The following is a 14,020-nucleotide window of genomic DNA, read 5'->3' on the forward strand; positions in this document are numbered from 1 at the left end:
CGCTCTTTTTTGTCATCCGTAAGGATGATGCTTGTTTTGCAGCAAGGTCTCGTTACGCCGCCGTGCTCACTGTTTCAGGCGCATCAGTCGGTGACAGGTCCGCAGATGCTGTGGGTTCACATTTATCCACAAACCATCCGCAGTAAGAGGTCACGATCGTAACGATAATGCACACAAAGCTTAGCCACATAAATGGCGCGTAGGAGAGGGCAGCCACTCCCAAAATACTCGCCATATAGATACCATTATCACTCCAAGGCACCATCCCTGAAGTTAACGTGCCGCCGAACTCCGCATTACGAGAGAGGTTTTTGCGTTGGTAGCCAAGCCGATCATAGTTTTTGGCACAAATTTTAGGGGTCAGGATCAGCGAAACATACATTGCAGAACCAAATACGTTACCCATAAACGCAGTGCCAATCGTGCTGGTGGCCAATGAGCCGGCACTGGTTACGCGACGTTCAAACAGTTTCGCGATGGTTTCAAGTACACCTACTTTATCTAACAGGCCGCCAAAACCGAGACCGAAGACGATCACCGCTACCGAGCCGAGCATGGATGACATGCCACCACGGTTGAGGATCGCATCAATAAAGCTTACGCCAGATTCGATATGGTAGGGAGCCCATGCAGTATTAAACGCCGCTAGGAAATCGACATCTTGGATCATCACCGCCCAAACAATACCGAGTAGTGAACCAAAACTGATCACTGGGAAAGAAGGCATGCGCATCGCAAGCAAACTTAGCACGATCAGTACGGGTACAAACGAATAAGGGGTGATGTAGAACTGTTGTTCCATCGCGACAATCACGCTCTCAACTTGAGACATATCAACATTGCCAGCGTAGTGGAAACCAAACAGCGTAAACAAAATACCGGTAATGATATAGCTGATCAGCGCAATCGGCAGCATGCCTTTGATGTGTTCCATCACTTCAACATTCGACATCGATGAAGCCAAGATCACCGAATCGGAAAGTGGTGACATCTTATCGCCAAAGTAACAGCCAGACAGAACCGCACCTGCGGTAATTGGTGCTGGAATGCCAAGACCTTGACCGATCCCCATCATGGCGATACCTGCAGTACCGGCGGCGCCCCATGAGGTGCCGGTAGCCAGAGCAGTTAACGAGCAAATCACCATGGTCGCCAGTAAAAAGATCGAAGGGTGGATCGCTTGTAGGCCGTAATAAATAATGGTGGGTACAATGCCACCAGCAATCCAGGTACCGACTAGGGCACCGACCGCCAGTAGGATCAGGACTGCACCTAAACCATTGCCAATACCATTTAAGGCGGCGGCCTCTAATTCTTTATATTTATGACCTAAGCGGATGCCTAAGGTCATGACAATAAACCAGCCGATGTACAGCGCAAGCTGGATAGGTAAATCTAACTGCGCAGTAAATGAAAACGCGAGCAACAAAAATAAGCCAAGCGCGATGATCACTTGGGTTAAGCTTGGTAGGCGTTGTGGGGCTTGTAACATAGTAAGAGCCTCTTATCCAATCGTTAGTAAGGAGTCAGGGTGTCCTTATTGAGTCGGCGGGCACTTTACCGTAGTTAAAATAATATATCGACATTAAAGCTTCTTGTTGTGATTTATATCGTCCAAATGGTTAATTTGTGGTGTTTGCTGTTGTTATTTTGCGCCATTAATGAAAGTAAATGTTTTGTAGAGTGGTTTTATTGTGTAACAGTAAGTTGTTTTTTGGTAAAAATTGACGTTAATGCTCTAATTTGACCAAAAATGCTTCTTTTAAGGCATCGAGTATCGAAAGTGCGATAAGTAGCAAGGAAGGATAGGAAAAAGTTCACTGATTTACTAAGAAACGCTTGAGATTTAAGACTGAACCACTTATAGATGAAGCCAGTAATTTGACATTGGATCTACACGGAGAGTATAGGAAATGAGAGTAGGTTTAGTAGGTTGGCGTGGCATGGTCGGCTCAGTTTTGATGCAACGCATGGTAGAAGAGCGCGATTTTGATCTGATTGAGCCCGTTTTTTTCAGCACATCGCAAATTGGTATCCCTGCACCAAATTTTGGTAAAGACGCAGGAATGCTACAAGATGCGTTTGATATTGAAAGTCTCAAACAGCTTGATGCGATCATTACTTGCCAAGGTGGCAGCTATACCGAAAAAGTGTATCCAGCCTTGCGTCAAGCCGGTTGGAAAGGTTATTGGATTGATGCCGCTTCTACGTTGCGTATGGATAAAGAAGCAATCATTACCTTAGATCCGGTTAACCTAAAACAGATTTTGCATGGTATTGACCACGGCACCAAAACCTTTGTTGGTGGTAACTGTACCGTGAGCTTGATGCTAATGGCATTAGGTGGCTTATATGAACGCGGCTTAGTCGAGTGGATGAGTGCGATGACTTATCAAGCGGCTTCTGGTGCTGGCGCGCAAAATATGCGTGAATTAATTTCGCAGATGGGCGTGATTAATGATGCGGTTAGCTCTGAGCTCGCCAATCCGGCCAGTTCGATTTTGGATATTGATCAAAAAGTGGCCGACACTATGCGTTCGAGCGCTTTCCCGACCGATAATTTTGGTGCGCCTTTGGCCGGCTCGCTGATCCCTTGGATTGATGTTAAACGTGATAATGGCCAGAGCAAAGAAGAGTGGAAAGCGGGAGTTGAAGCCAACAAAATTCTTGGTTTACAACACGCTCCAGTACCGATTGACGGCACTTGCGTGCGCATTGGAGCGATGCGTTGCCATTCTCAGGCATTGACGATCAAACTCAAACAGAATGTTCCACTGGATGAAATTGAAGAGATGATTGCTACGCATAACGATTGGGTGAAAGTCATCGCTAATGAGCGTGACATCACCGCTCGTGAGCTGACGCCAGCCAAAGTGACTGGTACGCTCTCTGTGCCAGTTGGTCGTTTACGTAAAATGAGCATGGGCGATGATTTCCTCAATGCTTTCACAGTGGGTGACCAATTACTGTGGGGTGCTGCTGAGCCACTGCGCCGTACGTTACGTATTATTTTGGCTGAAAAGGCGGCTTAACGGCGTGCCATATTTATCCCTGAAGACTAAAAAGCGCCGTTAGGCGCTTTTTTTATGGCATTCTTTTTTTACGGAGGATTTGGTGTGGGGTAAGGATGGATCGGTTTATAACGCTAAGCCTGGGAATAAGTTACGTAATCCATTGGCGATAAACTCAACCCCCAGCGCACCTAGGATTAGGCCCATGATCCGGGTAATGACGTTGATCCCAGTCTGGCCCAGTAGTCTGACAATATAAGGCGCGGAGCGAAACAGTAACCAAGAGCAAAAACTAAACGCGACAATGGTCAAAATAATGCCGACCGTATCTAGCATAGTGGGATAGCGAGACCCATATACGATGGTTGAGCTGATCGCGCCTGGGCCAGCCATCAGTGGCATGGCAAGTGGTACCACCGCAATTTGCTCGCGGCTGATGTATTCCGATTTCTCTTGCTTATTTTGTTTATCTTCACCGAGCTTACCGCTCATCATCGAAAAAGCGATGCTCATCAGCAGTAATCCACCCGCGATTCGGAAAGAATCAAGGGAAATACTAAACAGATCCAACAACATCTGGCCGGCGAGTAACGCAATGGTCAGGATAATCGCGACCGCAATATTGGCGGTGGCGGCGGTTTTATTTTTCTCTTCCAATGTCATATGACTGGTGAGAGAAACGAAAACGGGCATGATGCCAACCGGATTTACCGCAGCAACTAAGCCAAGGAAGAATTGAAGAAAAATAGCAATTTCAAAGCTTTGCATGATGAAGTCTCGTAACCATCAAAGGGACCTAAAGAAGCGTAGGTAATGTAAGTCAAAGATAGCAAAAGAACGAATGAAAAAAATTGGGTCACCACGGATTATTGGGTGAGAAAAACTAATTGATGACTCATGCTGCCAAGGTAAAGAGCCCTCTGCTTTCCCATGTGAACGATGGTAATTGTTTCTACATGTCATTAATTGGGTGTTTTTTTGTAAAAAACACTCGAGATCTGGTGGTTGTCGGCATAATCTCTATACTCTGACTAGCACGTCATCTCCCTCCCAGAAGTGGTGTTGGCGTATAAAAATGAAACTTTTTTACAAGATATGTAGTTTTTTTAGCACGTTAGAATTTAAGTGATATTTTTTTGACCAGTCGCTTTTTTCGGTTTAATTATATTTAATTCAATGTGTTATGCTTGGTTTGTTCTGGCAGCTACCTCTTGTGAGGTAATTAATTTTTCATAACTGATCTGAGTCAATTTTTTTCACAGTCTGAAATATTATACTCAGCCGTGAAAGCAATTTACTAAGTTGGTTGTCAGTTAAACCTTTACGGTAAGGTGAAAACCAGTTACGCAGACTTACTAAAGAGTTTTTAACATTTTTTTATTTTAGGAGATTCATTATGCCTGTTACTAATCTGGCTGAACTTGATGCTCTGGTTGCTCGCGTTAAAGCGGCACAAGCAGAATTTGCTACTTTCTCACAAGAACAAGTAGACAAAATTTTCCGCGCAGCATCATTGGCAGCAAACCAAGCGCGTATCCCGCTAGCACAAATGGCGGTAGAAGAATCGGGCATGGGTATTGTTGAAGATAAAGTAATCAAAAACCACTTTGCTTCTGAGTTTATCTACAACAAATACAAAGATGAAAAAACCTGTGGCATCTTAGAAGAAGATGACAACCTTGGTACCATGACCATCGCTGAGCCAGTAGGCATCATCTGTGGTATCGTTCCAACCACTAACCCAACTTCAACCGCAATCTTCAAATCACTGATTTCTCTGAAGACTCGTAACGGCATCATCTTCTCTCCACACCCACGTGCAAAAAATTCAACCAACGCAGCAGCGAAACTGGTTCTGGATGCAGCAATCGCAGCGGGTGCACCGAAAGATATCATCGGCTGGATCGATCAACCATCAGTTGAGCTATCTAACGCGCTAATGAAGCATGATGGCATTGCACTGATCCTTGCGACCGGTGGCCCAGGCATGGTGAAAGCAGCATACTCTTCTGGTAAACCAGCGATCGGTGTAGGTGCGGGTAACGTTCCTGTGGTTATCGATGAAACTGCAGATATCAAACGTGCGGTTGCCTCTATCCTGATGTCAAAAACTTTCGACAACGGTGTAGTGTGTGCTTCTGAGCAAGCGGCTATCGTTGTGAGCGAAGTGTACGAAGAAGTGAAAGAGCGTTTCGCAACACATAAAGCTCATGTATTAAGCAAAGCTGACGCTGACAAAGTGCGTAAAGTTCTGCTGATCGATGGTGCTCTGAACGCGAAAATCGTAGGTCAACCAGCAGCAGCTATCGCTGAAATGGCTGGCGTGAAAGTACCTGCGGATACCAAAGTACTGGTTGGTGAAGGTCTGGGTAAAGTCTCTTATGACGATGAATTCGCTCATGAAAAACTGTCTCCAACTCTAGGTCTATTCCGTGCTGACAACTTCGAAGACGCTGTTGCTCAAGCGGTAACTATGGTTGAAATCGGCGGTATCGGTCACACTTCAGGCCTGTACACTGATCAAGATGTAAACGCAGATCGTATTCGTTACTTCGGTGACAAACTGAAAACTGCCCGTATCCTGATCAACATCCCAACCACTCACGGTGGTATCGGTGACCTGTACAACTTCAACGTTGCACCGTCTCTGACTCTGGGTTGTGGTTCTTGGGGGGGTAACTCAATTTCTGAGAACGTAGGTCCTAAGCACCTAATCAACAAGAAAACTGTTGCGAAGCGAGCTGAAAACATGTTGTGGCACAAACTACCTAAGTCTATCTACTTCCGTCGTGGTAGCCTTCCAATCGCACTGAGCGACCTAGAAGGTAAAAAACGCGCATTCCTAGTAACAGACCGTTTCCTATTCAACAACGGTTATGCTGATGACGTGGTTGCCCTGCTGAAAGCGCAAGGTATGGAAGTGCAAACATTCTTCGAAGTAGAAGCGGATCCAACGCTATCTGTAGTAGAGAAAGGCGCTGCAGCAATGCAAAGCTTCCAACCAGATGTGATCCTAGCTCTAGGTGGTGGTTCACCAATGGATGCTGCGAAGATCATGTGGGTAATGTACGAGCACCCAGAAACGCATTTCGCAGAGCTAGCAATGCGCTTTATGGATATCCGTAAACGTATCTACAAGTTCCCGAAAATGGGTCAAAAAGCAGAATTGGTATGTATCACTACCACTTCAGGTACAGGTTCAGAAGTTACGCCATTTGCGGTTGTTACTGACGACAAAACTGGTGCTAAGTACCCACTGGCAGACTACGAACTGACTCCTCAAATGGCGATCGTAGATGCGAACCTAGTGATGAATATGCCTAAGTCGCTGACCGCTTTCGGTGGTTACGATGCAGTAACTCACGCGCTAGAAGCTTACGTATCTGTTCTTGCGAACGAATACTCGGATGGTCAGGCTCTGCAAGCACTTAAGATGCTGAAAGAATACCTACCTTCTAGCTACGCAAACGGCGCGAAAGATCCAATCGCTCGTGAAAAAGTACACAACGCGGCAACGATTGCTGGTATCGCATTTGCTAACGCATTCTTGGGTGTATGTCACTCAATGGCGCACAAAATCGGTGCTGAGTTCCACCTGCCACACGGCTTGGCGAACGCACTGCTGATTGCTAACGTAGTACGTTACAACGCGAACGACAACCCAACTAAACAAACTGCATTCTCTCAATACGACCGCCCACAAGCTCGTCGTCGTTATGCAGAAGTGGCTGACCACTTAGGTCTGAGCCAAGCGGGCGACCGTACTGCACAGAAAATTGAGCGTTTGCTAGCTTGGTTGGATGAGCTGAAAGCAAACTTGGATATTCCAATGTCTATCCAAGCCGCTGGCGTAAACGAAGCTGATTTCCTTGCGAAAGTGGATGGATTAGCGGTTGAAGCGTTTGATGACCAATGTACTGGTGCAAACCCACGTTACCCACTGATTACTGAACTGAAAGAAGTTCTGTTGGCTTCTTTCTACGGTAAACCTTTCGTTGAAGGTCAAACTTTCGAAGGTACCACCGTTATCGTGAAGAAAGCGGATCAAGAAGCAGCGAAAGTAGCGCCAAAAGCAAAAAAATAATGTGATTGGTTTTCGCTAGCACGAAGCAAATCAACCCATATCAAACCCTCCTGATGGAGGGTTTTTTTATGGCGATTGATTAGCGTTAATCGACAAACAGTATACTGAGATAAGATGTTCAATTAGCCACTGAAAGGTGAATAGGTTGCTATGTTTGCCCGATGATCCACGTAGTGGCTGGTGAGCATTTGATGTGCCAAGTGAGCAATAGCGATTTTTAATACTCTCGATAGCAGGCATGTGTTTCACCAGTACCTTTACCCCGTTAACCAGCATCGTAGAAGATCTGGCGATTGACGGGGAAGCGTTTTAATGGCTTTACCGAGTGAATCGGAGTTCAAGGCTCATTGTATTCTCATCGGTTGTTCAAGTTCGCCCAAGATCGGCTTATCTTATCTTTTGTTGCCTATGTCGCTCGGCTGTTTACCTTTTAGCACAAGTCATTTTCCAGCCCGATGATATCCCCGTCCTACTTGGCGTTGCTGCGGTGTTGACTAGCACTCATAAACCTCATCACATAGTTGATCTATGCTCAGAGGCTTTGTTTGTAGTGGTAAAGGTCGTTTGCCGCCTACCTGTATCTTTAAGTTGTTTGGGTATATTCCATCGCACATCCCTCTAACTCTCACTTGATGGTTTTAGTCAATCTCAAATACCACAGCATGGTGTGCGTAAATTACGGGGCTAAGATGCAAATATAAAAAAAGGGCTGCGAATGCAGCCCTTGTGGTCGGTATTGGTTAATTAGCTTAGTGGCTTTGTCATTGCGGCGCTTGCTTGACTACGCGCGGCTTGACTACCAGCACCACGTGCGGAATAGCGCTCAGCACGGAGTGGTGCTGGGTTAACCTGCACTTCACGGATCTCATTTGAGCCGGACGCTTTAGTCATCGGTGACGAAGCGCTTGGCTGTTCAATCACAGCTTTCGCACTACGCGGTTGGTGGCTGACCTTAGCAACTTTCACAACTTTTAATGGTTCAGTCGGTTGTTCGGTTACTGCTACGGCTTCAACCACGGTTGGTGCCACGGCAGCTGGTGCCGCATCAATCGTAGCTGAAGATGAAACTTCAACCGCGATTGGTGCAGCCACTACGTCTTGCTCGCGAGTTGACACAACCGTTTCAGCAACTGTTTCAACGACAGGTTCTGCGATCACTACTGGCTGTTGTGCGATAGGGGTGGCGGATACCACTGGTTCGCGGCGTAGGATCACTTTACCCATACTCATTTCAGGGCAAGCAAAACCACCAAGAGTTGGTGCTGTTGCTACGGCTATATTTTGATCGACAATCACCTGATCCATTTGCTCTACTGGTTGCTCAGTTACAGTTACAACATCATGGCGAGATTGTGGACGTGGCGCTAAATCATAACGCGGCATCACTTTACCCATCGCCATTTCTGGTGATGCAACACCCCCTTTGCGCAGACGGAATGGGTTAGGGCGACGATCACGACCACGGCGGCGACGTTGACCACTTGCACGCAAGTGGCGTGGTGAACGGCGATTGCGACGTTGTTTTTGATCATCTTGATTTGAGTCAGTAACGTCTTCTACTGCTGGCAGAGTATGCGATTCTGCAGCTTCAAGCGACTCACTAGTGCTCATTGCTGACAAAGGATCCAGCTCTTCATTCGCCACTTGATCTTTAACGCGGATCTGTTTTGGCAGTTTGCGACGCTGACGACGCTCTTTAACTACCGCTACTTTTTCTTCTTTTGGCTCTGCAACTTTGACTTCTTGCTGTGCTTCCGCGGCCAGTTGGCGACCTTGCTCAAGCAGTTTAGCGCTCTTGCTGTCATCGCGTTTGTTACGGCGATCTTGTCGCTCTGCACGTTCGGTTTCTACGCGCTCATTACGTTCTGGCTTTGGTTTGCGATCTTGTGGCTTGCGATTATGGTTGGTCGCCTCTTTCTCATTGCGATCGCTGTTTTCCTCATTGGTGCGACGACGGTTTCTATCGCGAGGGTTACGACGACGGTCATTGTTACGCTCGTTGCGTTCACGGCGCGGTTTATCTTGCTGATTGTTGGTTGCCGCAGGTGTTGCTGCTGTTTCCACTGCTGGCGCTGGCGAGAACAGGTTCGCTAATGCGGTAAACAAACGGCTGAACAAGCCAGGTTGAGTCGGCGCTGCCGTTTTCGCAGGTTGTGGTTCAGCTTTGGCTTTTGGTGCTGGAGCGGGTATGGCTTCGGCAGGTTCTGCGAAGCCTTTTAGTACCGGCTCTTCAATGCGTTTTGGCTTAAGTTCGACATCTGGTGTCTCTTTGCCTTCCGCTTCTTTCATCGCTTCAAGCTTTTTCGGGATCAAGTAAGACAGGATGTCTTGCTCTTCACCGTCACGCACGCGGATCACGTCAAAGTGCGGGGTTTCCATCTCTGAATTCGGCACGATAGTGATACGAACATCTTGATTTTTCTCAATATGATTCACTGAGCGACGTTTTTCGTTCAACAAATAAGAGGCAATCGAGACCGGCACCACGGCAAGAACCTGCGAGGTATTGTCTTTCAGGGCTTCTTCTTCAATCAAACGCAGCACTGATAGCGCTAATGATTCATTGTCACGAATCACGCCGGTACCAGTACAACGAGGACAGATGTGGTGGCTAGCTTCGGCCAAAGATGGGCTTAGTCGCTGACGAGACATCTCCAATAAACCAAAGCGAGAAATACGGCCGATTTGTACACGAGCACGATCAACACGCACCGCTTCACGCAGACGGTTTTCAACTTCACGTTGATGGCGAACTGGAGTCATATCAATGAAATCGATCACCACCAGACCACCGAGGTCACGCAGTCGTAATTGACGTGCAATCTCTTCCGCGGCTTCCAAGTTGGTATTGAGCGCAGTCTCTTCAATATCGCCGCCTTTGGTCGCGCGAGCGGAGTTGATATCAATCGAGGTCAATGCTTCGGTTGGATCGATGACAATAGAGCCACCAGAAGGCAGACGAACTTCACGTTGGAACGCCGATTCAATCTGGCTTTCGATTTGGAAATGGCTAAACAGTGGCACTTCGCCTTCGTATTTTTTGACACGATTGACAAAGTCAGGGCGCACTAAGCGAATATGCTCAAGAGCACGTTCGTAGATGCTGGTACTGTCGATCAGAATTTCACCGATGTCACGGCGCAAGTAATCACGGATTGCACGAACAATCACGTTGCTTTCTTGATGGATCAGGAATGGTGCTGGGTTGGAATCCGAAGCCTGTTTAATCGCACTCCAGTGTTTAAGTAGTACGTTTAAGTCCCACTCCAGCTCTTCTGCACTTTTACCAACACCGGCGGTACGAACAATAAGGCCCATACCTTGTGGCAATTCCAGTGAACTGAGTGCGGATTTTAACTCGGTACGCTCATCACCTTCAATGCGACGAGAAATACCGCCCGCACGAGGGTTATTCGGCATCAGTACCAGATAGCTACCTGCCAGCGAAATAAAGGTGGTCAGAGCTGCGCCTTTACTACCGCGCTCCTCTTTTTCGATCTGTACGATCACTTCTTGGCCTTCGTTCAAAACATCTTTGATGTTAGGACGACCTTGGTAGCTATAACCGCTAGGGAAGTATTCACGCGCAATTTCTTTAAGAGGGAGGAAACCGTGTCGTTCAGCACCGTAGTCAACAAATGCAGCTTCAAGACTGGGTTCAATACGGGTAATGCGGCCTTTGTAGATATTGGCTTTTTTCGATTCGTGTCCTGGGCTTTCAATATCCAGATCGAACAGACGTTGGCCATCAACCAACGCGACACGCAACTCTTCTTTTTGAGTTGCGTTAATTAGCATTCTCTTCATTTAAAAATCTCATGTTCTTATATAGTTTTGATTCTTGTTTTTGTTGCTGTGTTTCGTTTTCACGGTGCCAGATCCCATGGCTTTTTCGATACAGCCTCCCGGCTGGAGGGGATGCTCTAGGGCACATCAGTATTCACAAGCTAGTAATAGCCTGTAAACCGCAATAAAGGCGGAAAGTACTCAACATGAAAGGCGACGAGTAGAGCAACAAAAAGTCTCAAATTCGGTGTCTTACGCCATGTGCTGCACTCAATTTTTCAACTCACTACTCACTAACTTGCTAGAAATTGAACAGTAAATAACAAAATGCTACCAGTTCAGCTCTTGCAGCTGTGAACTATAGCAGTGACAGCTAAAGTCAGCAATCAGCTTTCCAAGCTAGTGTGAATTATTTGCGGGAGATTAAAAAAGAGTAGGGAATAACCTATTGTCCAATGCTGGAAATAAGCGTGAAAAATGACTTATCACTATCTCTACCAGTAATTTAACGCGCAATAGTTGTGCTAATTTATTGAAGTGGTGCTGCCATCGCGTGAAGATCTAATGAAAATAATTTTTTGTTGCTAAGAAAATGTGATTTTAGCGTGATTCCAGATAGAATAACGCCATGAATGAAATTAGAACTCAAGTCCAGCTCATCGATATTGATGAAGATATGGCAGGTCAGCGCATTGATAATTTTTTGCGCAACCAATTAAAAAGCATCCCTAAAAGCGTAGTTTATCGCATTCTGCGTAAGGGTGAGGTGCGCGTGAATAAAAAGCGCGTTAAAGCGGAATACAAACTGGCCGCCGGCGATGTGGTGCGCGTGCCACCTGTCACGCTAGAAGTGAAAGAGAATCAGCCCACAGCGCCGAATACCAAACTCAATAAAGTGGCAGAATTAGAACACTGCATTGTCTATGAAGATGAACATTTGTTGATCCTCAATAAGCCTTCGGGGACCGCGGTACACGGTGGCAGCGGTTTACATTTTGGTGCGATTGAAGCATTACGTGCTTTACGTCCGCAAGCGCGTTTTCTTGAGCTGGTGCACCGGATTGACCGAGATACCTCGGGAATTTTGCTGGTGGCCAAAAAGCGTTCCGCACTGCGTCATTTACAAGCTCAGTTTCGCGAAAAAACGGTGCAGAAATACTACTATGCACTAGTGATGGGGCGCTGGGATCCGGAGTGCCGGGTCGTAAATGCGCCGTTACTAAAAAATGAAGTCAACAGTATCGTGCGTGTCAATCCAAACGGTAAACCTTCGGAAACGCGATTTCGCATTGTTGAGCAGTTTAGTGAAGCGACCTTAGTGCAAGCGAGTCCCGTAACTGGGCGCACGCACCAAATCCGTGTCCATACCCAATATATGGGGCATCCAATTGCGTGGGATGATCGCTATGGCGATCGCCGTTTTGATGCTTACACGGCCAAGTTTGGGATTGAACGGCTGTTCTTGCATGCGGCGAACATTCAGTTTGTTCATCCAGCCAGCGAGCAGAAGCTAGATATTCACGCGCCATTAACGGCAAACCTTGAGCAAGCGCTAAACCAACTGCGCCAAGCTCAATCATCGCAAGAGCTGTAAGGAATAACCCTAACTCATAAATTGATGCGCGGTATTCACGTGGACTCACAGGGCGATTTATCGCGCTGTGAGTCATCCACGGTTTAAATCACATTAACCCCTTCTTTTTCAAGCAGATTAATCAATTTAATCAGCGGCAGACCAATCAGCGAATTGGGGTCATCACCTTCTAATCGCTCAAACAGGGCAATGCCTAGTCCTTCACTCTTAAAACTGCCAGCACACTCCAGTGGTCGCTCGACCACCACATAGTTGCGGATCATTGATTCAGACAAGGTTCGAAAATGAACCGTAAACGTATCGTAAACCACCTGAATTTTCTGGGTTTGGTTATTAAAAAGGGCGAGTCCAGTATAAAAGGTGATCGCTTTGCCACTTTGTCGTGACAGTTGCTCCACCGCCTTTTCCATGGTTAAGGGTTTGCCGATGATTTGACCGTCAATCACGCACACCTGATCGGAGCCAATCACTAAACTCGGTTCAGGCAAAAAACAGCTGCGTGCTTTGTGTTCGGCTAAACGCATCACCAATTGGATTGGGCTTTCACCGATTAAAGGAGTTTCATTACAATCGGGTTTCGCACTAACAAAAGGTAGCTTGAGTTTGGTCAGAATTTGTTGGCGAAATGGTGAGGTGGAAGCTAAAACTAGTTGGTAATTTTGCATTTTACTTTACAATCATCGCGTGTTTGACAGCAGCATAACGTATCCTAATGCGCTGTTCATAATGCTCTCTGTGGAAAGGGAAAAAAAACTAAGTTTTTTGCCTTTTTCTTTGACTAAACCTGTTTTGGAAGATAATATTCGCGCCCTATGCAAAAGGTAAAAATACCGCGAACGGTTGATCCAGCTAAAGCGGCTCAGAAGAGATTAGATTTTGATGGCATCATCCAAATCAGTCTGTTCAAGCGCTTAGAGGAGTCAGTCGCAGGCGTTAAACGCGACGCTGAAGTTTCATTGTCATTTGAGATTGATGAACAGCAACTCGTTGTTATCTCTGGTAAAGCTAACATCGAAGTTGATTTAGAGTGTCAGCGCTGTAACGAGGTTTTCGCACATGAGTGTGAAGTTGACTTTACTTATACCCCTTATTTAGGGCGTAAAAGTGAAGAAGACGCCCCAGACGAGTATGATTTGGTAGATCTAAACGAGTTTGGTGAGGTTAACCTAGTTCAGTTAGTTGAAGACGAGTTCATCTTAAATTTGCCTCAAGTTGCAATGCATGACGAAGCGGATTGTAGCGTTGATTCAGACAATTTGGTGTTTGGTGAACTTCCAGAAGAAGTTTTGGAAGAGAAACCGAATCCATTCGATGTTTTAAAAAGCTTGAAGAAGTAATTCGCTAAGCATTCTTAACATAGGAGTAGGGTCAATGGCCGTACAACAAAACCGTAAAACACGTTCAAGACGTGGTATGCGTCGTTCACACGATGCGCTAACTGCTGCAGCGCTATCTGTAGACGCAACTTCAGGTGAAACTCACCTACGCCACAATGTAACTGCTGAAGGTTACTACCGTGGTAAAAAGGTTATCAACAAGTAAGGT

The 14,020-nt window shown here is 46.4% G+C and carries 9 protein-coding genes; 5 read left to right on the top strand and 4 right to left on the bottom strand.

The features are described from left to right. Positions 1-52: 52 nt before the first annotated feature. Entirely contained in the window at positions 53-1,492 is a 1,440-nt protein-coding gene (gene nhaC, locus OOK74_RS04110) for a Na+/H+ antiporter NhaC (RefSeq protein WP_278183154.1), read from the bottom strand. A 421-nt stretch (positions 1,493-1,913) separates the two neighbouring features. On the opposite strand from nhaC, the gene asd reads away from it, so the two are divergent. Next, positions 1,914-3,032: an aspartate-semialdehyde dehydrogenase gene (gene asd / locus OOK74_RS04115; protein WP_274722265.1), complete on the top strand. Its 1,119-nt coding sequence runs from the start codon at positions 1,914-1,916 to the stop codon at positions 3,030-3,032. Between the two features lie 105 nt (positions 3,033-3,137). Here asd and OOK74_RS04120 read toward each other — a convergent pair whose 3' ends face one another. Next, positions 3,138-3,779, bottom strand: coding sequence for a YchE family NAAT transporter (locus OOK74_RS04120; protein ID WP_166013306.1), 642 nt, complete (start codon positions 3,777-3,779; stop codon positions 3,138-3,140). A gap of 628 nt (positions 3,780-4,407) precedes the next feature. On the opposite strand from OOK74_RS04120, the gene adhE reads away from it, so the two are divergent. Then, entirely contained in the window at positions 4,408-7,095 is a 2,688-nt protein-coding gene (gene adhE, locus OOK74_RS04125; RefSeq protein WP_166013304.1) for a bifunctional acetaldehyde-CoA/alcohol dehydrogenase, read from the top strand. 744 nt (positions 7,096-7,839) lie between these two features. Here adhE and rne read toward each other — a convergent pair. Beyond that, a complete protein-coding gene (rne, locus tag OOK74_RS04130) occupies positions 7,840-10,902 on the bottom strand; it encodes a ribonuclease E (RefSeq protein ID WP_278183155.1) in 3,063 nt (1,020 codons plus the stop codon). Between the two features lie 607 nt (positions 10,903-11,509). On the opposite strand from rne, the gene rluC reads away from it, so the two are divergent. Further along, positions 11,510-12,475: a 23S rRNA pseudouridine(955/2504/2580) synthase RluC gene (gene rluC / locus OOK74_RS04135; protein ID WP_278183156.1), complete on the top strand. Its 966-nt coding sequence runs from the start codon at positions 11,510-11,512 to the stop codon at positions 12,473-12,475. A gap of 83 nt (positions 12,476-12,558) precedes the next feature. Here the strand turns inward: rluC and OOK74_RS04140 are convergent, their stop codons facing one another. Beyond that, positions 12,559-13,140 (bottom strand): Maf family protein, encoded by a 582-nt coding sequence (locus OOK74_RS04140; RefSeq protein WP_278183157.1) that lies wholly within the window; start codon positions 13,138-13,140, stop codon positions 12,559-12,561. Between the two features lie 147 nt (positions 13,141-13,287). On the opposite strand from OOK74_RS04140, the gene yceD reads away from it, so the two are divergent. Together yceD and rpmF are read left to right on the top strand one after the other, a co-directional pair. Then, positions 13,288-13,812, top strand: a complete 525-nt coding sequence (gene yceD, locus OOK74_RS04145; RefSeq protein ID WP_166013295.1) for a 23S rRNA accumulation protein YceD — start codon at positions 13,288-13,290, stop codon at positions 13,810-13,812. Positions 13,813-13,846: 34 nt separating this feature from the next. Further along, the gene (rpmF, locus tag OOK74_RS04150) at positions 13,847-14,017 is read left to right on the top strand and encodes a 50S ribosomal protein L32 (protein ID WP_000290732.1); all 171 of its coding nucleotides are present in this window, start codon (positions 13,847-13,849) and stop codon (positions 14,015-14,017) included. Positions 14,018-14,020 lie beyond the last annotated feature (3 nt).

Source organism: Vibrio misgurnus, from assembly GCF_029635775.1.
In the GTDB taxonomy this organism is placed as follows: domain Bacteria; phylum Pseudomonadota; class Gammaproteobacteria; order Enterobacterales; family Vibrionaceae; genus Vibrio; species Vibrio chanodichtyis.